This is a genomic window from Halovulum sp. GXIMD14794 (genome assembly GCF_054457455.1).
Genome location: NZ_JBTLNF010000005.1, coordinates 285315 through 306228 on the forward strand (window position 1 = coordinate 285315; position 20914 = coordinate 306228).

Consider the following 20914-nt stretch of genomic DNA (forward strand, 5'->3'; position numbering starts at 1 on the left):
TCCCTACTCCTCGTCGCCCGGCGGCGCGTTGCCCGTATCGTCCGGGGCCGTTCCGTCCAGGTCTTGCTGCTGTTGGGCCGCGAAGGCTGCGTCCAAGCGTTTAATCGCCTCTTCGGTGATGTTCAAATCCTGTTTTCCGATCAGGATGGAGCGCTGCTCGACGATTGCCACCGCGCCCGTCTCTTCCAGGATGCCCAGCAGCACCGGCCCGGCCTCGCGAAAGAAATCGCGGCGACGGCGGTCGATGCGCTGCTGAAGCTGCGCGGCCTTCTCCTCCTGCTCACGACGGGTGGCGACCACCTTTTCGTCGAATGCGTCAGCGAGGCGGCGGAACTCGACCGGTTCCAGTTCCTTGCGCCGCTCGGTCAACTCGCGTTCTTCCGCCTCGAACTGCAGGTCCAGCGCTTCGCCCTCGCGGCGCAGGGCATCGGTTTCTTCCTCGTTGGTGGCGATCACCGCCTTCCCGAGGGCCGAGTTCGCGAAGAGACGGTCCTGATCTAGAATCAGAAACGGCGGCGGCGAGGCTTGTGCGGGCAAGAGGCTGCCCGGGGTTTGCGCTGCAACCGGCCCGAGCGGGAGCAGCAGCGCGAGGGCCAGCGAAACGAGCCGCCGCCGGAGCATCAGAACCGGGTGTCGATGGTGATGCGGAAGTACTCCGGCTCGTCGAACTCTTCCTTGACGTAGGGCGTCGCGAAGTTGAACCGCAGCGGGCCGATCGCGGTCCGCCAGAACAGCGACACACCTGCCGAGGCACGCAGCTTGAAGCCGTCGTCCACTTCACCCATGGCGCCGTCGGTGTCGTAGAGCGACCAGACCGAACCGACGTCGGTGAAGACACCGCCGTAAATCCCGTAGTCTGACGGCAGACCCAACGGGAACGTCGCCTCGAGCCGCGCAACGCCGAACATGTTGCCGCCGAGCGCGTCGTCGACATCCTCGTCACCGTCCGGACCGCCGCAGTTGTCGCAGATGTCGCGAGGGCCGATACCGCCCCGCTCGAAGCCGCGGAAGCTGTCGCCGCCAAGATTGAAGCGGTTGATGAAGCGGGTCTCGTCGTTGAAAGCGATCAGCGCACCACCCTCGACTTCCGCACTGAGGATCACTTCCTCGTCGAAGAGGCTGGTGTATGTACGGGCCGTTGCCACGGTCTTGGAGTAGCGCGAGCCGCTGCCGATCAGCGAGAATTCCTGATCGAGCGTGAAGATGAAACCGGCGGTCGGGTCGACCGGCGAGTTCCGCTTGTCCAGCGTGTAGGTCGCGCCGATAGCGGTCGAGAACTCGTCTCCTGCCTCGCGCTCGAGGATCGGCGAGATGTTGCTGTCCTGAATCTCGATCTCGTCCTGACCGATGCGGGCACGCAGGCGCAGACGCGAGTCGTCGGTCAGCGGGAAGCCGAGGAAGGGCTGGAACGCGGCCCGGCGGGTGTTGACCGACGATTCGTCGTAATCGAACTCGCGCCAGTAGATCGAGAACCCGCCCGACAGATCCTGATCGAAGATCCGGGGTTCGGTGAAACTGAACGACAGCACCGAAGTCTCGGAGCCCCCGGCAAGGTCGATCGCGACAGTCTGGCCGCGGCCGAGGAAGTTCCGCTCGGTCAGCGAGATCGTGCCGGTCAGACCCTCGGACGAGCCGTAGGCGGCACCGAAGGTCAGCGAGCCCGTGGGCTGTTCGACCACGTCGACGGTGATGATCGCGCGGCCCGGAGACGAGCCCTCGCGCACGCGGACATCGACGGACTCGAAGAAACCGAGCGCCAGTAGCCGGTTCTCGGCATCCTGCAGTTCGCGGGAGTTGAACGCGTCGCCCTCGACCACGCGGAACTCGCGGCGGATCACCCTATCAACAGTCTCGACGTTGCCGCGGATGTCGATGCGCTCGATGAAGACGCGGGGCCCCTCGATCAGTTCGAAGTTGATGTTCACGCGGCGGTTGGCGACGTCGCGGGTGACTTGCGGGACGATCTCAACGAAGGCGAAGCCCTGCTGGCCAGCCTGGAAATTCATCCGCTCGATGATCCGGTCGATCCGCTTGGCCGAGTAGACCTGCCCCGGTCTCACGTCGATCAGCGCCTCGAAGTCCGCCGCAGGCAGGCCGCGTGCAAATGTCGTCACCGACATGTTCCCATAGGACCACTGCTCGCCCTCGAACACGCGGAAGTTCAGGAAGAAGGCGTTGCGCTCACGGGCGAACTCGGCCGACGCGGCCTGGATGTCAAAGTCGATGTAACCGCGGTTCAGGTAGAACTCGCGCAGCTGCTGCTTATCAAGCTCCAGGCGGTCCTGGTTATAGGTGTCGTTGCGGAAGAAGAAGCTGAACAGACCCGCCTGCCCGGTCTCGATAACGCGGCGCAGCCGGCGGTCGGAATAGACGCGGTTTCCGGTAAAGCTGATGCGCTGCACCTCGGTCACCGGCGCCTCGCTGATCTGATAGACGAGGTTCACGCGGTTGTCTTCGAGGCGGATGATCTGCGGCTGGACGGTGGCGTTGATCCGGCCCGATGCGGCATAGAGCTCCTGAATCCGCTGTGCGTCGGCCTCGGCGGCGGCGCGCGAGAACGGCTGCCGCTGCCGCAGTTCGATAACTTCCTGAATGACTTCGTCGTCGAGACGCTGGTTGCCCTCGATGTTGATGAAGTTGATCGTCGGGTTCTCGACCACGCGGATCAGCACGCCGCCGCTGGCCGGGGTGACCGAGACTTCCTCGAAGAGGCCAGTGTCGAACAGGCGCTGGAATGCGGTGTTCAGATCCCCGGTATCGGCCACCTGCCCCCGCTGGAGCCCCGAAAAGACCTGGATGGTCTCCGTCGCGACGCGCCGGTTTCCCTCGACCTGGATACTGTTCACGGTGACCTGCGCCGTGGCCTGCTGTGCGACCACGCCCAGCAGCAGCATTGCACCTGCCACCAGTATCGCGATCCGCGCAAACGGTTTGTTCCGGAGTGCCCGCCCGATCATTTTGTGCCCCTGCCGTCTTGCCTCAGTACCGGTTCAGCTCGTTACCAGTCTCAGGAGATCGTTATATGTTGCGAACGCCATGAGCAATAGCACCATAGCTAGTCCCAGCGACATCGCGACACGAAGAACCGATTCCGCCGGAGGACGGCCCGCAACGGCCTCGTATCCGAACATCAGAAGGTGCCCGCCGTCGAGAACCGGGATCGGAAACAGGTTCAGCATCCCCACGGCGGTCGAAATCACCGCGATCAGCGTGATTAGGTTAGACGCGCCCTGAGCCGCGCTCGCACCCGAGATCTGCGCGATCCCCAAGGGCCCCTGAAGGTTATCGGCCCCGAGATTGCCTGCGATGATGTGGCCGATGCCGGTCAGCGACATGGTGATCACTTCCCAGACCCGCTCGGCGCCGATCGCCAGCGCTGTCCACGGCGCCGGGGTTTCGGTGAGCGGGTAGAGCAGCACGTCGCCGCCAACACCGATCATCACCCGTGTCTCGACAGTGCCATCCGGATTCACCCGCTCGACCTCGCGCGGGCGGATCGGCATGGTCAGCAGCGTGTCGCCGCGCACCACTTCAAGCTCCAGCTCCGCCCCGTCGGAGCCCATCACCGCATCGCGCAGGTCGCCGAAGGAGTGCAGCTCGGTCCCATTGACCGCACGGATGAAATCGCCCGGTTTCAGACCGGCGTTCGCGGCGGCGGACAGCGGCTCGACGCCCTGCACCAGCGGCGGAAGCGGGAACGGGATCGTCACGTCGAGGGTTTGACCCTCGCGGTCGACGGTCACGACCACCGGGGCGGCGTTCTCCATCTCGTTGGCGACGGCGTAGATGTCCGCGAAGCTGGCGATTTCCTCACCGTTGACGGCAAGGATCACGTCGCCCTTCTGAAGATCCGGCGCCGCCTGCCCCGGCAGCGTCGTGACCTCGCCCACGCGGGGCGTTTCGGTGGCGGTGCCGACCCACATGGCGATGCCGGCGAAGACCACGATCGACAAGATGAAATTGGCGACCGGCCCGGCGGCGACGGTCGCCGCGCGTTTCCAGAGCGCGGCGCCGTGGAAACTGTGCGCGCGTTCCTCGTCGCTCAGCGCGGCGATACGGTCGGGATCCGCACGGGAGGAGCCGTCCGCGTCGCCCACGAAGCGCACGAAACCGCCCAGCGGCAGCGCCGAGATCTGCCAGCGCGTGCCGCGCTTGTCGACCCAGCTGCCAAGCCTCGGCCCGAAGCCCATCGAGAACACGTCCGCCTTGATGCCGCACCAGCGGCCGACGATGTAGTGTCCATATTCATGGACGAAGACGACGACCCCCAGCACGACGATGAAACTGATCGCTGCCGAGAGAAAGCCGCCGACGACCGGAAGATCCGATATGAATTCCATGAACTGCCCTGTACCTACGACGCCGGCTTGCGGGCATGGCCCTCGACCCAACTGCGGCCGAATTCCCGCGTGTTCCGGTCATAGCGCATGACGTCGATTAATGAAATGTTTTCGGTTTCTTCCGCCGCATCCGGCCCGAGCGTGTCGAGCGCCGCAGCGACCAACCGGCTCATGTCGAGAAACCCGATCTGCCGCGCGAGGAACGCGTCGAGCGAGGCTTCCTTGGCGGCGTTGAACACCGCACCCGTCAGGCCGCCCGCTGCCATGACCTGCCGCGCAAGGCTCAGCGCGGGAAACCGTTCGGGGTCTTCGGGCTCGAAATCGAGACGCGACAGGCGGGCGAAGTCCAGTCGTTCCACTGGCAGGTGGCTGCGCGCCGGGAAGTTCAGCGCGTAGCCGATCGCGCCCCGCATGTCCGAGGGGCCAAGCTGCGCCATGATCGACCCGTCGGTGTAGCCGACCATCGAATGAATGATCGACTGCGGGTGCACGACGACCTCGATCTTGTCCGGGTCGATGCCGAAAAGCACTTGGGCCTCAATCATTTCCAGCGCCTTGTTGAACATGGTCGCACTGTCGATCGAGATCCGCAGCCCCATGTCCCAGGTCGGGTGTGCACAGGCTTCCTCGGGGGTCACATGCTCCATCTCGGTAAGGCTGCGGTTCCGGAAAGGACCACCTGAGGCGGTGAGCAGCAGCCGCTCGATCCGGTCGGGATCCTCGCCCTGCACGGCCTGGAAGATCGCGCTGTGTTCGCTGTCCACCGGCAACAGGCGGGTGCCGTGCTCGGCGCAGGCATCCAACAGCAGCCGCCCGGCGCAAACCAGGCTCTCTTTATTCGCAAGCGCCAGCGTCTGGCAATGCCGCGCGGCTTCGAGTCCAGGCGCGAGGCCCGCCGCACCAACGATGGCGGACATCACCCAATCGGCGGGCCGCCGCGCAGCCTCCAGCAGCGCCTCCGGCCCGGCTGCGGTCTCGATCCCGGTTCCGGCGAGCGCTGCGGCCAGATCCGCGCCCCGCTCGGCATCGGCGGTCACGGCGATCTGCGCCCTTAACGTCTTCGCCTGCTCGGCCAGCAGCGCGATGTTGCTCGAACCCGTCAGCGCGACGACGTCATAGGCCTCGGACCCGCCCTGCCGCAGCAGCAGATCGACCGTGTTCTGGCCGATGGAGCCGGTGCTCCCGAAGATCGAGACGCGGCGCCGCATGGCCTAGATCGACACGAAACTGGTGAACGACAGCAGCAGATACGCCCAGAGCGCACCCATCAATCCGTCGAACCGGTCCAGAAGGCCGCCATGACCGGGAATGATGCTGCTGCTGTCCTTCACGCCGAACCGCCGCTTGATCCAGCTTTCCAACAGGTCCCCCGCCTGGCTCGCCAGCGCCAGGATGACCGACAGCATGATCAGCCACGGCAAGGTCACGTGCCCGCCAAAGTAGAAGCCGACACCCACGATCAGCGCCGACACCAGCCCGCCGATCGCCCCGGCCCAGGTCTTGTTCGGGCTGACAGAGGGCCAGAGCTTGGGTCCGCCGATTGTCCGGCCCGCGAAATAGGCACCGACATCGGCGGCGATCACAACCGAGACCAGCCACAGCACCAGCGGGAAGCCGAACTCGGGGTGCGCGCGCATCTGCACCAGCAGCGCCATTGCGACCGAGATATAGACGATCCCTGCCGCCATCCATGCCGTGTGTCCCCGTCGCACCAGAAGCACCGGCACCACGGCAGCCGGAAGCAGGATCAACCCGCTCCAGAAGGTGTGTAGACCGGTCATCATCACACAGGCGCCGCCGGCGACCACCGCGCACCACAACGCCGGGTCCTTGAGGCTCAGCGTCGGCGTGAGCATGCGGCGGAGTTCCCAGATCATCAGGCAGGTGCCCAGGGTCACCAGCAGCGTGACCCAGATGCCGCCCTGCCAGAAATCAACCAGCGCGATGGTGACCAGCACCACCGCCGATACCACGCGCACGCCGAGGTCTGGAAAGGCCCGGATCGGACGAGGCGGCACCGAACCGGAAGGCTGACCGCCGCTGGAGGGGTCTGGATCCTGTTCCGTCATTCAGCCACGGCGCCGTAGCGCCGGTCGCGACGCCCATAGCGCTCGACGCAGCCGGCCAGCATCTCGGGCGTAAAGTCCGGCCAGCACACGTCGAGGAATTCGTATTCGGCATAGGCCGCCTGCCACAGCAGGAAATTGGAGACACGTACTTCGCCCGATGTGCGCAGTACCAGGTCCGGGTCCGGCAGTCCGGCGGTGTCCATGAACCGCTCCAACGCCGCCTCGTCCAGAGCGGCAGGATCCAGTTCGCCACGGGCGACCGCCTCGGCGGCGCGGCGCGCGGCGCGGGCGATCTCGTCCCGCCCGCCGTAATCGATGGCGACGGTGGCGTGCAGTTCGGTGAAATGCGCGGTCTCGTTCTCGAGCCAGGCCATCAGGCGCTGCAGGTCGTCGTCCAGCCGATGCCGGTTGCCGATGAAGCGGACGCGGACGCCTGCCTCGATCAGCTTGACGCTTTCCTTGCGGATGTAGCGCCGGAACAGGCGCATCAGGCCCGAGACCTCCTCGGAGGAGCGGCGCCAGTTCTCGGTCGAGAACGCATAGAGCGTCACATGCGTGATCCCGAGGTCCGGGCACGCCTTGAGGATGTCGCGCACCCGCTCCACCCCGCGGGCATGACCGGCAAGGCGGGGCATGCCGCGGCGCAGCGCCCAGCGGCCGTTGCCGTCCATGATGATGGCAACGTGTTTCGGGTGCGGGCGGCGGTGAAGGGCTCGGGTGTTTGGCATGAAACGGACGTGCAGGTCAGACCTGCATGATCTCTTCCTGCTTGCTCTCGAGCGCGGCGTCGATCTTCTTGATCGCCGCGTCGGTCAGCTGCTGGATCTCGTCCTCGTAAAGCTTGGCCTCGTCCTCGGCGATCTCGTTCTTCAGCTTCTTGACCTGGTCCATGCCGTCGCGGCGCACGTTGCGCACGGCGACGCGGCCCTGCTCGGCGTACTGACCGGCCAGCTTTGCCAGTTCGCGGCGGCGCTCTTCGTTCAGTTCGGGGATCGGAAGGCGCAGTGTGGTACCGTCCATCACCGGGTTGATGCCGAGGCCCGAGTTGCGGATCGCCTTGTCGACCGCGTTCACCATCGACTTGTCCCAGACGTTCACGGTGACCATGCGCGGCTCGGGGACGTTGATCGTCGCGACCTGGTTCAGCGGCATCATCGAGCCGTAGGCATCGACCTGGACCGGGTCCAGCATCGACGCCGAGGCGCGACCCGTGCGCAGCGACGAAAATTCGTGCCGCAGGGCGACCAGCGCTCCGTCCATGCGCTTCTCCAGCGCGTCGAGATCGATTTCGGTATCGTTGTCGTTCATGCTTGCTGCTCCTTCAAGCGGCCGCTCAGGCGACCGCCGCCTCGGGCTCCTTCGGCCCGACGATCGTGTATTTTCCCTTGCCGAGCACGACGCCCGCCAGCCCGTCCGGCGCGTTCAGCGAGAACACGACAATAGGCAGTCGGTTCTCGCGCGCCAGCGCGATGGCCGCAGCATCCATGACGCGCAGGTTCTTGGCCAGAACCTCGTCATAGGTGATCCGGGCATAGAACTTGGCGTCCGGGTTGGTCTTCGGATCGCTGTCGTAGACCCCGTCGACCTGCGTCCCCTTGAAGATCGCCTTGCAGCGCATCTCGGACGCACGCAACGTCGCGGCGGTATCGGTCGTGAAAAACGGGTTTCCGGTCCCGGCGGCGAAGATCACCACCCGCTTCTTTTCCAGGTGCCGCACGGCGCGACGGCGGATGTAGGGCTCGCAGACTTGGTCCATCGGGATCGCCGAGACGACGCGGGTGAAGACGCCCAGCGTCTCCAGCGCCGACTGCATCGCCAGCGCGTTCATCACCGTGGCGAGCATCCCCATGTAGTCGGCGGTCGTCCGCTCCATCCCCTGCGCGCTGCCCTGCAGACCACGGAAGATGTTGCCGCCGCCGATCACCAGGCAGATCTCGACACCAAGGTCGTGAAGCTTCTTCACCTCGAGCGCGATACGCTCGACCGTGGGCGGGTGCAGACCGAAGCCCTGGGGGCCCATCAGCGCCTCGCCCGAAATCTTGAGCATCACCCGCTCGAACTGCGGATCCGGCGCCTCGACCGCGTCTGTCATGTTTCCCCTGCTCCGCCCGTTTTTCGTTAGCGCCGCTAAAATGTCGGAAAACCACCGGCGGTTCAACGGCCAAACCGAACCCGAACCCGGAATAGCGGGCCACTAATCGCGCAAAATGCCCGATGATGCTTGATCCGACACGGGAACCTGCGATTTCTTTTACCCGTGTAGCGAGTCGCGGCTTATCGTTAATCGACATCGAAGAGCACAACGACAAGGGGAACGGGGATGGCTGATAACGGAGCGCGCCTGCGCGGCGGATCACGTCCTGTACGTCCCGCGCTGTCCTGCCTGGCCCTGTTGCTCACGGCCTCCGGCGTTTCGGCGCAGGAGGATGCCGTCCAGCTGACATTGCCGGACGGCGGCGTGGTGATCGCCGGGACGCTGAAAAGCCATACCGGCGGGGTCTACACGCTGTCGACCGAGATGGGCGAGATGACCGTCAGCGATGCCGGCGTGATCTGCGAGGGCGCGGGATGCCCGGTCGTCGGTGGGGCCGATACTGGCGCCACAGAGCCGGAAACAGCGTCCGCGCCCGAGGCCGCCCCAGAGTCCGAATCGGATGATCGCGCCGTAGTCCTGACGAGTGCCGGGGGCGCAGTGAGCCTCGAAGGCGTGCTGACCGACTATGACGGATCGGTCTTCACGGTGCGCACCGCGATTGGCGACATGCGGGTTGCGGTCGATCAGGCCCGCTGCGAGGGGCCCGGTTGTCCGCCGGACCTTAGCGGCATTCGCGGCGACGCCCAATCGGCGCCCGAGTCGCCTCTGCTGGCGCAGGCCCCTGCACAACCGATGGCTCCGGGCGAACCGGGACCGGCGATGACCATGCCGCAGATGCCGGAAACCGAGGCCATGCCGCTCGGCACGCCCGAGGATGCCGCCGCGCAGCCACCCGCCGCAACCCCGTCCGCCACACCCGAAACCTCTGCCCCGGTCGCCGAGACGCCCGAGGCAGAGCCCGCTTCCGAAGCCGAACCGGAGATCGAAACCGTTCAGGAAACCGAACCGGAACCGACGCCCGCGCCGGAACCCGAACCGCCGTTGGACGTCGTGGTCCTGACGGGACCGGATCACGTTCTGGCAGCGCTGGCCGGACCGCTCTCGGGGGCGGTCGCCGAGGCCGAGGGGCTCGAGCCGGGAGAACTGGCAGAGGTCGATGGCAGCACCGAGGTGACGATGGAGCCGCTAGACGACGGCGCACGCCTGCGGCTGGTGCTCCAACCCGCCGACACCGGCTCGGCAGCACAGGCGCTGCTTGGCGACGGCGCGGCAGACGCGATGCTCTGGGCCGTACCGATGATAGACCGGCAAGCCGAGGCGGTGGTCGCCCATGACGCGCTCGTTGCCGTGGTGGCCCCCGGCAATGCGACGGACAGCCTGACGCGAGAGCAGCTTGCGGGGATTCTCTCGGGCGAAATCACCGACTGGGCGGAGCTTGGCGGCCCCGGCGGCGAGATCCGGCTGGTCGGCCTGCCTACCGGTCACCCGGTCACAGCCCTTCGGGACACGCTGCTGATGTCCTCGTCCGGGAAGAAGCCCGCAGCACCGACCGTCATGGTCGAGACAACTGCTGCACTGGCGGAAGAGGTCGCGGCGGCCAGCCGGTCGATCGGGATCACGACGCTTTCAATGGCTGCACCGGCGCGGGCGTTGCCGCTCGGAACGACCTGCGGGGTCGCCACGCTGCCCGATGCGACCACGGTGAAAACCGGGCGCTACCCCCTAGGTTTCTCGATCACCGCGACCGCGGCGCCGCGCGGCGAGACGGCCGAAGCGGTCATCGCCGCCCTGCCCTCTGCCATTGCCGACACCACGCTGATCGCACCCGGTATGGCCCCGGGACCGCTCGACGCGCAGCGTCAGCAGTTGCAGCGTGCCATGCGTTCCTCAGCATCGGAGCCCGAGGTGCGGCGCACACTTTCGGCGGCGCTCCGGAACATCGAGGTTTCGCGGCAGCTGCCGATGGTGATCGGCTTCGAACCGGGCAGCAACAGGCTGCTGCCGGGTGCCGAACAGGCTTTGCAGCAGGCCATCGCGCATGCCGCCAAGAACGGCTTGCCGGAGCTGTTCCTGGTCGGTCACGCGGAAAGCAGCGGTGATGCGGTGAAGGACCGGGAGGTCAGCCGGCTCGCCGCACGCCGGGTCCGTCAGGCGATGAACCAGATCGACACCCAAGGCGCATTGGGCAGCACGATCCTGCGGACCGTCGGCATGGGCGCGCTCTCGCCGGTGGCTTGCGGCGATGCGGACACCGCGCTGCGGAACCGGCGGGTGGAGATCTGGGTGCGAGGCTGAACGGCCGCTTTCAGCATGAAAATGGAGGATTTCATCGTGAAAACCCCCTTAATCATATGATTTACAACGTGAAAAGTTCGTGAAAACTTCGTAAACGGCAAAAACACCGCCCTAGAAGTGGCCTGTCGCGCCAGCTTTCATCCGTGCGTACATGGCGCAATCGCGCGGCTCGGGCGAGACATTCGGATGCACGAAATACCGCCGCAGCACTCCTTCGAAACGCATCCCTGCCTTCTCCATAACCCGTGCCGAGGCGCGGTTCTCAAGATCGCAGAACGCCTCGGTCCGGTAGACGCCGGGGCTCGCGAGCGCATGGTCCACGAGATGGCGCAGCATCTCGCTGGCATAGCCCTGCCCCCAGCTGTCGCGGCGCAGGACATAGCCGTAGTTGACCGTCGCCCCGCGCAGCTTCGGGTGGATCATGCCCAGCAGCCGCCCATCCGCCTTGGTCTCGATAGCAACCAGCGGGAAGGATTCACCGGCATCCCAGTCACCGGAGATCGCCTGTAGGAACGTCTCGGTCTGCGAGACGTCGTCATGCGGGCGCCAGCCAAGGTAGCGCGTCACCTCGGGGTCGGTCGCATAGGCGCGGAAGATTGCCTCGGCATCGGCGACGCGGGTTCTGCGCAGGACCAGCCGCCGGGTCCGAAGCTCTTCGGGCAATCTGTAGCTTGCGATCATCGGCGGGGACCGGTTTTCCAAAGTGCCCTAGGCCGGGGCATCGTGAAGGCGAAGCGTGAACCCCTCGTCCAGCGTCGGTGCAACATGGTGCTGCGAGAGCTTGCGGAACTGCTCTTCGCTCAGCGTGAACGGATGCTCGCCCTCGGCGTTGCGGGCATTCACCCGGGCCAGGCAGACCTCGTCGGGCAGGTCGAGGACGTGCAGGACGTGCGCGGCGTTGGTCCCGGCAAGGATTCCGCGCATCCAGGCGCGGGTCTCGACGGTGTTCGCCGGGTAATCGAGCACGACCGAGACGCCCGCATTGAGAAGTGCCGACACATGCGGGCCCATGACGCCGCGCAGTTTCGCGCTGCACCGAACGTAGTCCTGAATGGTGGACATCTGGTCTGAATAGAGCGCCGATAGCCAGGCATCCTCGGCAATCAACACGGTGCCGCCCTGCCCGGCCAGCGTGCGGGCCAGTGTCGACTTTCCGGAACCGGCCTTGCCGCAGGTCATGTGCAATGTCGGAGCGGGCTGAGGCATCGGGTATCCTTCCGGAAGCACAAGATCGTTTGCGGGACAAATCAGACGGGGCCACGGTCAGGCATTTCTATACAGGCCCACACCATGTTTCCAATGAACATCACGGTAGACGAACGTGCCGGTCATTTCCGGGGTCCAGCCTTGCAGCCGGCAGACCTGGAACGCCCGTTCGGGGATCCTGAGCGAGGGACGTCGAATATCGCGCGCGCCAGCGGGTTCGAAACCGCGCACACCGTAGTAGTCAGGGCTGCCTTCGAGAAACACCATAGGTGCCCCCAGCCGCTCCGCTTCGGCCAGCGCAGCCTTCACCAGCAGCGTCCCGATCTGTTGGCGCTGCGCATCCGGCCTGACCCCAAGCGGGGACAAGACCATGACGTCGATCAACCGCTGCCAAGTATCCAGCCAAGCGTGACTGAGCATGACATGGCCAAGCGGACCAGTCGCCGGGTCCGCAGCCACCAGCGAGACGGTCGGCAGCGGCGCATCGAGCCGGCGCAGATCGTCGACAAGATCCGGGATCGCGGCATCCGCCCCGAATGCCGCGTCGTGCAGCGCATGGACCGACGCTCGGTCTTCGGCCCTCTCGATGCGCAGCCTGATCGTGTCCGGCATGTCACTTTTCCCTTGTTCGGCGCAATCCCACGTCGGGCCGCAACGATCCTGCGCGGCAATCTCGGGGATAGACGGGGTCAACCGAAAGAAAAAGGGCCGCGGTGATCCGCGGCCCTTTTCCGAATTCCGGTCCGATCGCGGGGCGATCAGGCGCCCATCTTGGCGACCTCGGCCGCGAAATCCTCTTCTTCCTTCTCGATCCCCTCGCCCACCGCAAGGCGGACATAGCCGAGGACCTCGACGCCGGCTTCCTTGGCCGCGTCGCCGACGGTCACGTCGGGGTTCATGACGAATTTCTGGTTCACGAGGGTGACTTCCTCGAAGAACTTCTTCATGCGGCCTTCGATCATCTTCTCGATGACCTGCTCGGGCTTGCCGCTTTCGCGGGCCTGCTCGGTCAGGACCTGCTTCTCGCGCTCAACGAGGGCCTGATCCAGGTCGGCTTCGCTCAGCGAGGCCGGGTTGGTCGCGGCGACGTGCATGGCGATCTGCTTGCCGATGCCGTTGTCGGCACCCTTCAGCGCGACCAGCACGCCGATCTTGCCCATGCCGTCGGTGGCGGCGTTGTGCACGTAGGCGGCAACCGCATCGCCCGAGATCTTGGCCATCCGGCGCAGGGTCATGTTCTCGCCGATGGTGGCGATCTTCGAGGTCAGGACGTCCTCGACCGACTTACCGTCGATCGTGGCGGCCTTCAGGCCGTCGATATCGTCAACGCCGAGCGCGGCGTCGGCGAAGCTGGCGACCATCGCCTGGAATTCCGAGTTCTTGGCAACGAAGTCGGTTTCCGAGTTGATCTCGACCGCGACGCCGGTGCCGCCGTCGACCTTCACGGCCACCAGGCCCTCGGCCGCGGTGCGGCCCGATTTCTTCGCGGCCTTCGCCAGGCCCTTGGTGCGCAGCCAGTCGATCGCGGCTTCCATGTTGCCGTCGTTCTCGGTCAGCGCTTTCTTGGCATCCATCATGCCTGCGCCGGACATCTCGCGCAGTTCCTTCACCATCGCAGCGGTGATCGCCATCGGTGCTCTCCTTAGGATTTGGTCTTCGACCGGGGACCCGTGCCCCCGGCCGGTACAGGATCGGCCTGTCGCGGGCGATAGCGCCCTAGTGCGACAGATACGTGACGGCTCGCCGCCCTCAGCCTTCGGCCGGGGCTTCCTCGGCCAGGGCCTCTTCGCCCATGACCTCTTCCATCTCGCCGAGATCGATGCCTTCCGAGCCCAGCTGCGCGGCCATGCCGTCCAGCGCGGCGGCCGACACCAGGTCGCAGTAGAGCGCGATGGCGCGGGCGGCGTCGTCGTTGCCCGGGATCGGGAAGTCGATGCCCTCGGGCGAGGAGTTGGTGTCGAGGATCGCGACGACCGGGATGCCCAGCTTGCGGGCCTCGGTGATGGCCAGGGCTTCCTTGTTCACGTCGACGACGAACAGCAGGTCCGGCAGGCCGCCCATTTCACGGATGCCGCCCAGCGAGGCCTGCAGTTTGGCCTGCTCGCGCTCCATGTTCAGGCGCTCTTTCTTGGTCAGGCCCTCGGCGCCGCCTTCCATCTGCTCGTCGATGTTCTTCAGACGCGAGATCGAGGCCGAGACGGTCTTCCAGTTGGTCAGCGTGCCGCCCAGCCAGCGGTGGTTCATGTAGTACTGGGCGCAGCGCTCGGCGGCATCGGCGACGGGGCGCTGAGCCTGGCGTTTGGTGCCGACGAACAGGATCCGGCCGCCCTTGGCGACGGTCTGCTGAACCGCGTGCAGCGCTGCGTCGAGCAGCGGCACGGTCTGGGTCAGGTCGAGAATGTGGATGCCGTTGCGCGCGCCATAGATGTACTCGCCCATGCGAGGATTCCAGCGGTGCGTCTGGTGGCCGAAGTGAACACCAGCTTCGAGAAGCTGGCGCAGAGTGAACTCGGGAAGAGCCATGCGTCCGTTTCCTTTCCGGTTTGGCCTCAGCGGGGAGAAGAGACGTAAGATACGCCCCAACCGGTGGACCGACGGGGATGTCTCCCCCGCAGGCCGCGAACCCCGCCTGTGGATTGCGTGGCGCGCTAATAGACCCAATCACCCGATTGCGCAACCCCCGCAGGCGCTGCGTCATCCTGCCTTGGAGCGCGGCCCGGAATTGACCCGCCCGCGGTTTGCGGCCATTGGTCGGTTCAATGGACAGCGAACCTCCAATCCTCTGCGCGGGCTCGGCGCTGTGGGACATCATCGCCCGGACCGGGCGACGGATGCGCCCCGGTTTCGACGTGCCCGGCCGCATCGCGCGCCAGCCGGGCGGCGTGGCGCTGAACGTGGCGCTGGCGCTGGCCGCGCGCAAGGCCCCCGTGGCGTTGCTGAGCCATGTCGGCCGTGACGCCGACGGCGCCGCATTGATCGCGCTGGCCGAGACCGCGGGCATTCACTGCGCCCATGTCGCCCAGACCGACGCGCCGACCGACGCCTATCTGGCGATCGAGGACCCGGCGGGCGAGGTCTTCGCGGCCGTCGCCGACTGTGCCGCGCTGGAGCTGCACGGCGACGCGGTGCTGGCCCCCTTGCGCGACGGGCGGCTTGGCAGCGGGCGCGTGCCGTGGCGCGGCATCGCGGTGATCGACGGCAATTTCCCGCAGGCCATGCTGGACGCCCTGCCCGACGATCCCGCGTTCTCGGCGCTGCATCTTGCGCTGGTTCCGGCGAGCCCCGGCAAGGCCGGGCGGCTGATGCAGGCGATGCGGCACAAGGACAGCACGCTCTACGTCAACAAGATCGAGGCCGAGATCCTCGCCGACCGCGACTTCGGCGATGCCGCCGAAGCGGCCGAGGCCCTGCTGGAGCTGGGCGCGGCGCAGGCGGTCGTGACCGACGGGGCGCGCGCCGCCGCCTCAGCCCAGAGGGGGCGCGTGGTCAGCCGCACGCCGCCCAGGGTGCCCGCGCGCACCACCACCGGCGCGGGCGATGCCTTTCTCGCCGCGCACCTACACGCAACCCGCCGCGGAGAGAGCGCCGAAGCCGCGCTCGAAACCGCCATAGACGCCGCCGCGGCCCATATCTGCAAGGAGGCGTCATGAGCGCGCCGCTGACATTCTCGCCCGAAGTTGCTGCCGCGCGCGCCCATGGCCGCCCGATTGTCGCGCTTGAAAGCACGATCATCACCCACGGAATGCCATTCCCGCGCAACCTCGAGACCGCCCGCGCGGTCGAGGCCGAGGTGCGCAAGGGCGGCGCGGTCCCGGCCACCATCGCGGTGCAGGACGGCCGGATCAATGTCGGGCTGGACGATGCTGGGCTGGCCGCGCTGGCGCAGGCCAAGGACGTGTGGAAACTGTCGCGCGCCGATCTGGGCGTGGCGCTGGCGCAGAAGCGGGCCGGCGCGACCACCGTGGCCGCGACGATGATCGCCGCCCATGCCGCCGGAATCGAGGTTTTCGCTACCGGCGGGATCGGCGGCGTGCACCGGGGCGCCGAGGAAACCTTCGACATCTCGGCGGACCTGACCGAACTGGCCGAAACGCCCGTCGTCGTCGTCGCCGCCGGGCCGAAGGCGATCCTGGACATCCCGCGCACGTTGGAGGTTCTGGAGACCCGCGGCGTGCCGGTGATCGCCGTCGGCCAGGACACGCTGCCTGCGTTCTGGTCGCGTGACAGCGGCTGCCCGGCCCCGGCGCGGCTGGACGATGCGCAGTCCATCGCCGACGCCTTCGCCATGCGCCGCCGCCTGGGTCTGCCCGGTGGCCAGCTGGTCGCCAACCCGATCCCGCTGGAGGCCGAGATCCCGTCTGAGGAGCTGACCCCGCATATCGACGCCGCGCTGGACGAGGCGCGCGCCAAGGGGATCTCGGCCAAGGAGGTCACACCCTTCCTGCTGCAGCGCATCCTCGAGCTGACCGAGGGACGCTCACTCGAAGCGAACATTGCCCTCGTTCTGAACAATGCGCGGCTTGCCGCCGGGATCGCCACTGCTTTGGCGACGCCGAACATTGCGGCGGCGGGTGCGGCGCACTAGGTATTGTGCGTCCCGGACAACGGAACGAAATGGCAAAACCGACTTCCCAGAAGCGCCGCAAGCGGCTGAACAAGCCGAGCCTGTGGCAGCGAACACGCTCGAACTTCCTGACCGGGCTGGTCATCGTCGCCCCGGTGACGCTGACGATCTGGGTGATCTGGACCGCGATCAACTTCATCGACGCGCGGGTCGTGCCCTTCGTTCCGGACGTCTACAATCCGGCAACCTACCTCGGGAAGAATATCGCCGGGTTCGGCGTGGTCATCTTCCTGCTGTTCACCGCAGGTGTCGGTGCCGCGACCAAGGGCCTGTTCGGCCGTCAGCTGGTCCGATGGGGCGAAGGCCTGTTCGACCGCACGCCGATCGTCCGCTCGATCTACAATGCGGTGAAACAGATCGTCGAGACGGTCCTGAACCAGTCCGGCGCGACATTCCAGCATGCCTGCCTTGTCGAGTACCCGCGCCGCGGCATCTGGGCCGTGGCCTTCGTCTCGACCGAGGCTCTGGGCGAAGTGCCGATCAAGGCCGGGCGGTCTGACATGCTGAGCGTGTTCCTGCCCACCACGCCCAACCCGACCTCGGGCTTCCTGCTGTTCGTGCCGCGCGCCGATGTCGTGATGCTGGACATGAGCGTCGAGGATGCCGCCAAGCTGGTGATCTCGGCCGGTCTGGTGGTACCACCCACGGCCGAGGAAATCGCCTCCGGGCGCCGACCTGCCCCGCCGCCGCGGAACGGCAGCAAGCCGCCCGCCAAGACCCCGCCGCGCAAGGTTTCCGCCGGGCGCTGACTTTCCCTTCACCGGACTACGCCTGAATGACTGCCCCGTTTCTGGTCGGCTTCGCGACCGCTTTTTCGCTGATCCTGGCCATCGGTGCGCAAAACGCTTTTGTCCTGCGGCAAGGGCTGATGCAGGCGCATGTGTTCTGGGTCTGCCTCGTCTGCGCGGTGAGCGACGCCGTGCTGATCGTCGCAGGCGTCGCGGGTTTCGGCGTGCTGGTCGAGGCCGCGCCCTGGTTGCCGCGCGCAATGGCGCTGGCCGGGGCCGCCTTCCTGATCGTCTATGGCGCGCTGCGCGCCCGCGCGGCCTTGGTCGGCGGGCACGCGATCAACGGGACCGAGAGCACGCAGAGCCTGCGCGGTGCCATTCTGACCTGCCTCGCCTTCACCTGGCTGAACCCGCATGTCTACCTGGACACGCTGGCGCTGCTGGGCGCGATCTCGACACAATACGAGGGCGCGGGCCGCGTCGCCTTCGGCGCAGGCGCGGTCACATCGTCCTTCGTCTTCTTCTTCGGGCTGGGTTACGGCGCGCGGTTCCTGGCACTGGTGATGCGCTCCCCGCGGGCCTGGCGGTGGCTCGACGCGGGGATCGCGCTTGTCATGTGGGCGCTGGCGGCAGGGCTGCTCGCCAGCGCCTGAGGCTCATTCCTCGGACCACCAGACGTCTGGCAGGAAGCCGATCCAGTCGCCGTAGAGCGGCAGCATCTCGGGGAAGTGCAGCGAGGATTTGTGCGCCATCAGCGTGCGGTCCGAGTACCAGAAGGGCACGACATACCGGCCCGCCATCAGCACGCGGTCCAGCGCGCGCACGGCGGCGGTGAACCCGTCCTGGTCATCGGCGGTCAGCATCGCCTCGATCATCGCCTCGGCCGCCGGGCTGTTCATGCCCATGTAGTTGCGCGTGCCCGGCTCCTCGACGCCGTTCGACCCCCAGTAGAGATACTGCTCGTTGCCGGGGCTGAGGCTGAGGCCCCAGCGGTTGATGATCACGTCGTAGTCGTAGATCTCCTTGCGCTCGGCGAACTGGGCGCTGTCGACCAGCGCGATCTCGGCCGAGATGCCCAGCCGGGCCAGGTTGTCGCGCCAGATGTTGGCCACCGCCTCCTGCTCGGAAGGGGTCAGCGAGATCAGCCGGGCGGAACTGTCGAGCGAGATGGTGAAGCTGAACGAATTGCCCTCGGAATTGCGCAGAACGCCGTCCTGCACGGTCCAGCCGGCTTCCTCGAGCAGACCCGAGGCGCGGCGGATCGCGGCGCGGTCACGGCCCCCGGCGGCGTTCTCGGGCAGCGCATAGCCGTCGATCGCGCCCGGCGGCAGATCATCAGCGAAAGGCGCCAGCAGCTCGGCCACCTGCCCTTCGGCGGCACCGGGCTGCATCGCCAGCGGAGAGTTGGCGTAGTAGCTGCTCATCCGCTTGTAGGCGCCGTCATTCAGCGTCCGGTTCACGAAATCGAAGTTGAACGCCTGGATCAGCGCCTCGCGCACGCGCCAGTCCTCGAAGAGGTCGCGGCGGGTGTTGAAGACGAAGCCCTCCATCCCCGAGGGGCGCTGGTGCGGGATCTCGGATTTCTCGATGCGCCCGTCGCGGACCGCCGGGAAGTCGTAGTCCCGTGCCCATTTGCCGGGGCTCGATTCGCGATAGGTCGAAAGCTCCCCTGCGCGGAACGCCTCGGCGATCACGTCGCCGTCGGCGAAATACTCGTACCGGATGGTGTCCACGTTGTGCTGGCCTGCGTTGAACGGCAGGTCCTTGCCCCAGTAGTCGGGATTGCGCACGAACTCGATGAAGCGGCCGGGCTCGAAATCGCCGACAGTGTAGGGGCCGGTGGCGGTCGGAACGTCGAGTGTGCTTTCGGCGAAATCCCGCCCGTCCCAGTCGCGCGGGTTCAGAATCGGGCGCAGGCCGAGGATCAGCGGCAGCTCGTTGTCCTGCTCCGAGAAGGTGAATCGCACACCCCGCTCACCGACCTTCTCGACCGAGCCGACCTTGTTCCAGGCGTTGGCATAGGTTGGCAGGCCGCTTTCGGCGAGAGTCTCGTAGGACCAGATCACGTCGTCGACGGTCACGGGCGTTCCGTCCGAGAATTTCGCCTCCTCCCTTAGGTGAAATTCAACCCATTCGCGGTTCGGCCCGGTCTCGACCGATTCGGCCAGAAGACCGTAAAGCGTGAACGGTTCGTCCCAGCTTCGCCCCATGAGCGACTCGAACACGTGCACGCGCAGACCATAGGGCGAACGCCCCTTGAGGATGTACGGGTTGAGCGCATCGAAGCCGCCACGCTCGCCGAAGACGATCTTCCCGCCTTTGGGCGCATCCGGGTTCGCATAGGGCAGTGACACAAAATCCTGTGGCAGCGCGGGCTCGCCATACATGGCTATGCCATGCTGCGGCTCGGCCCATGCGACCGAGGCCAGCGCGGTCAGCCCGGCGGCCGCCGCGATCAGTCTCCGATTCAAATCCATTCCGCCTGTCTCCTGCTGCTGTCTTGGCCTGCTTTTTTAAGGATCATATCCAAGCTGAACCACTGCTTGAATTTTTATCTTGGACGCGGCGCGAGTTTTCCGTATAAAGAGGGCACTGCTCGATAGGTTTCTTGCCTGTATGAAACCTGCCTCAATAACTTAACGCCGGCTTCGTGCCGGCGTTTTTTTATGCTCTCGCCCCTTCGTGACCAAGCGCAGTTTGCCTTTTCGCAGGCGCAACATACAGTCCGGGTATCCGTGGAATCGGCGCGAGAGGGAGCATCGGACATGAGCATCAGCGGAAAGACGGCGGTCGTCACAGGGTCGAACTCGGGCATCGGCCTGGGCGTGGCGCGGGCGCTGGCCGAACAGGGCGCGAACGTCGTGCTGAACTCGTTCACCGACCGGGAAGAGGATCACAAGCTCGCCGCCGACCTTGCCGAGGAAACCGGCGCGAAGGTGGCTTATGTTCAGGCGGACATGTCCAAGGGCGATCAGTGCCGCGCGCTGGTCGAGAAAGCCGCCGAACTGTTCGGCCCGGTGCAGATCCTGGTGAACAACGCCGGTATCCAGCACGTCGCCGCGATTCCCGAATTTCCGGCCGAGAAATGGGATGCGATCATCGCGATCAACATGTCCTCGGCCTTCCACACCACCGCCGCTGCCCTGCCCCAGATGCGCGAAGCCGGCTGGGGCCGCGTCGTCAACATCGCCTCGGCGCACGGGCTGACCGCCTCGCCCTTCAAGTCGGCTTATGTCACCGCGAAACATGGCGTCGTCGGGCTGACCAAGGTGACGGCGCTGGAAACCGCCGAAGAGCCCATCACCTGCAACGCGATCTGCCCCGGTTACGTGCTGACCCCGCTGGTCGAGGCGCAGATCCCCGACACGATGAAGAAATACGACATGACCCGCGAGCAGGTCGAACGCGATGTGCTGCTGGAGCGGCAGCCGTCGAAGCAGTTCGCCTCGATCGAGCAACTGGGCGGCACGACCGTCTTCCTGTGCTCGGACGCGGCCGAGCAGATCACCGGCACGACGATCTCGGTCGACGGCGGCTGGACCGCGCTTTGATCCCGG

Annotated in this window: 20 protein-coding genes; 6 read left to right on the forward strand and 14 right to left on the reverse strand. The window is 66.3% G+C overall.

The window, feature by feature from the left end; genetic code table 11:
- Nucleotides 1–3: 3 nt before the first annotated feature.
- The 8 genes from ACW9UR_RS13150 to pyrH form a co-directional block, all read right to left on the reverse strand.
- Nucleotides 4–621: an OmpH/Skp family outer membrane protein gene (locus ACW9UR_RS13150; protein ID WP_458917447.1), complete on the reverse strand. Its 618-nt coding sequence runs from the start codon at nt 619–621 to the stop codon at nt 4–6.
- Nucleotides 621–2906, reverse strand: a complete 2286-nt coding sequence (gene bamA / locus ACW9UR_RS13155; RefSeq protein WP_458917448.1) for an outer membrane protein assembly factor BamA — start codon at nt 2904–2906, stop codon at nt 621–623. The genes ACW9UR_RS13150 and bamA overlap by 1 nt, the downstream gene beginning before the upstream one ends.
- Before the next feature lie 84 nt (nt 2907–2990).
- A complete protein-coding gene (gene rseP, locus ACW9UR_RS13160; protein WP_458917449.1) occupies nt 2991–4340 on the reverse strand; it encodes an RIP metalloprotease RseP in 1350 nt (449 codons plus the stop codon).
- 14 nt (nt 4341–4354) lie between these two features.
- Nucleotides 4355–5548, reverse strand: coding sequence for a 1-deoxy-D-xylulose-5-phosphate reductoisomerase (dxr, locus tag ACW9UR_RS13165; RefSeq protein WP_458917450.1), 1194 nt, complete (start codon nt 5546–5548; stop codon nt 4355–4357).
- A 3-nt stretch (nt 5549–5551) separates the two neighbouring features.
- Nucleotides 5552–6409: a phosphatidate cytidylyltransferase gene (locus tag ACW9UR_RS13170; protein WP_458917451.1), complete on the reverse strand. Its 858-nt coding sequence runs from the start codon at nt 6407–6409 to the stop codon at nt 5552–5554.
- Nucleotides 6406–7137 (reverse strand): polyprenyl diphosphate synthase, encoded by a 732-nt coding sequence (gene uppS, locus ACW9UR_RS13175; RefSeq protein WP_458917452.1) that lies wholly within the window; start codon nt 7135–7137, stop codon nt 6406–6408. Before uppS ends, ACW9UR_RS13170 begins: the two co-directional genes overlap by 4 nt.
- Before the next feature lie 16 nt (nt 7138–7153).
- A complete protein-coding gene (frr, locus tag ACW9UR_RS13180) occupies nt 7154–7717 on the reverse strand; it encodes a ribosome recycling factor (protein ID WP_458917453.1) in 564 nt (187 codons plus the stop codon).
- A 25-nt stretch (nt 7718–7742) separates the two neighbouring features.
- Nucleotides 7743–8501, reverse strand: a complete 759-nt coding sequence (gene pyrH, locus ACW9UR_RS13185) for a UMP kinase (RefSeq protein ID WP_458917454.1) — start codon at nt 8499–8501, stop codon at nt 7743–7745.
- 228 nt (nt 8502–8729) lie between these two features.
- Between pyrH and ACW9UR_RS13190 the strand changes: the two genes are divergently transcribed.
- Nucleotides 8730–10799, forward strand: a complete 2070-nt coding sequence (locus ACW9UR_RS13190) for a substrate-binding domain-containing protein (RefSeq protein WP_458917455.1) — start codon at nt 8730–8732, stop codon at nt 10797–10799.
- Nucleotides 10800–10910: 111 nt separating this feature from the next.
- On the opposite strand, the gene ACW9UR_RS13195 is transcribed toward ACW9UR_RS13190, so the two are convergent.
- The 5 genes from ACW9UR_RS13195 to rpsB all read right to left on the reverse strand — a co-directional run bounded on the left by ACW9UR_RS13195 (nt 10911) and on the right by rpsB (nt 14528).
- Entirely contained in the window at nt 10911–11480 is a 570-nt protein-coding gene (locus ACW9UR_RS13195; protein WP_458917456.1) for a GNAT family N-acetyltransferase, read from the reverse strand.
- 27 nt (nt 11481–11507) lie between these two features.
- Nucleotides 11508–12005: an AAA family ATPase gene (locus ACW9UR_RS13200; RefSeq protein WP_458917457.1), complete on the reverse strand. Its 498-nt coding sequence runs from the start codon at nt 12003–12005 to the stop codon at nt 11508–11510.
- 57 nt (nt 12006–12062) lie between these two features.
- On the reverse strand, nt 12063–12617 hold the full coding sequence (locus ACW9UR_RS13205; protein WP_458917458.1) for a GNAT family N-acetyltransferase: 555 nt from the start codon (nt 12615–12617) through the stop codon (nt 12063–12065).
- Between the two features lie 146 nt (nt 12618–12763).
- Nucleotides 12764–13636, reverse strand: coding sequence for a translation elongation factor Ts (gene tsf / locus ACW9UR_RS13210; RefSeq protein WP_458917459.1), 873 nt, complete (start codon nt 13634–13636; stop codon nt 12764–12766).
- 118 nt (nt 13637–13754) lie between these two features.
- The gene (rpsB, locus tag ACW9UR_RS13215; RefSeq protein WP_458917460.1) at nt 13755–14528 is read right to left on the reverse strand and encodes a 30S ribosomal protein S2; all 774 of its coding nucleotides are present in this window, start codon (nt 14526–14528) and stop codon (nt 13755–13757) included.
- A gap of 236 nt (nt 14529–14764) precedes the next feature.
- On the opposite strand from rpsB, the gene ACW9UR_RS13220 reads away from it, so the two are divergent.
- The 4 genes from ACW9UR_RS13220 to ACW9UR_RS13235 are packed head-to-tail and all read left to right on the forward strand — an operon-like array spanning nt 14765 to nt 18010.
- On the forward strand, nt 14765–15655 hold the full coding sequence (locus tag ACW9UR_RS13220; protein ID WP_458917461.1) for a PfkB family carbohydrate kinase: 891 nt from the start codon (nt 14765–14767) through the stop codon (nt 15653–15655).
- Nucleotides 15652–16590 carry a pseudouridine-5'-phosphate glycosidase gene (locus ACW9UR_RS13225; protein ID WP_458917462.1) on the forward strand — a complete coding sequence of 313 codons (939 nt, stop codon included), beginning with the start codon at nt 15652–15654 and terminating at the stop codon, nt 16588–16590. The genes ACW9UR_RS13220 and ACW9UR_RS13225 overlap by 4 nt, the downstream gene beginning before the upstream one ends.
- Nucleotides 16591–16619: 29 nt before the next feature.
- On the forward strand, nt 16620–17378 hold the full coding sequence (locus ACW9UR_RS13230) for a DUF502 domain-containing protein (RefSeq protein WP_458917463.1): 759 nt from the start codon (nt 16620–16622) through the stop codon (nt 17376–17378).
- A gap of 26 nt (nt 17379–17404) precedes the next feature.
- The gene (locus ACW9UR_RS13235; RefSeq protein ID WP_458917464.1) at nt 17405–18010 is read left to right on the forward strand and encodes a LysE/ArgO family amino acid transporter; all 606 of its coding nucleotides are present in this window, start codon (nt 17405–17407) and stop codon (nt 18008–18010) included.
- A gap of 3 nt (nt 18011–18013) precedes the next feature.
- On the opposite strand, the gene ACW9UR_RS13240 is transcribed toward ACW9UR_RS13235, so the two are convergent.
- The gene (locus ACW9UR_RS13240) at nt 18014–19834 is read right to left on the reverse strand and encodes an extracellular solute-binding protein (RefSeq protein WP_458917465.1); all 1821 of its coding nucleotides are present in this window, start codon (nt 19832–19834) and stop codon (nt 18014–18016) included.
- Nucleotides 19835–20122: 288 nt separating this feature from the next.
- Between ACW9UR_RS13240 and ACW9UR_RS13245 the strand changes: the two genes are divergently transcribed.
- Nucleotides 20123–20908 (forward strand): 3-hydroxybutyrate dehydrogenase, encoded by a 786-nt coding sequence (locus ACW9UR_RS13245; protein ID WP_458917466.1) that lies wholly within the window; start codon nt 20123–20125, stop codon nt 20906–20908.
- Nucleotides 20909–20914: the final 6 nt, after the last annotated feature.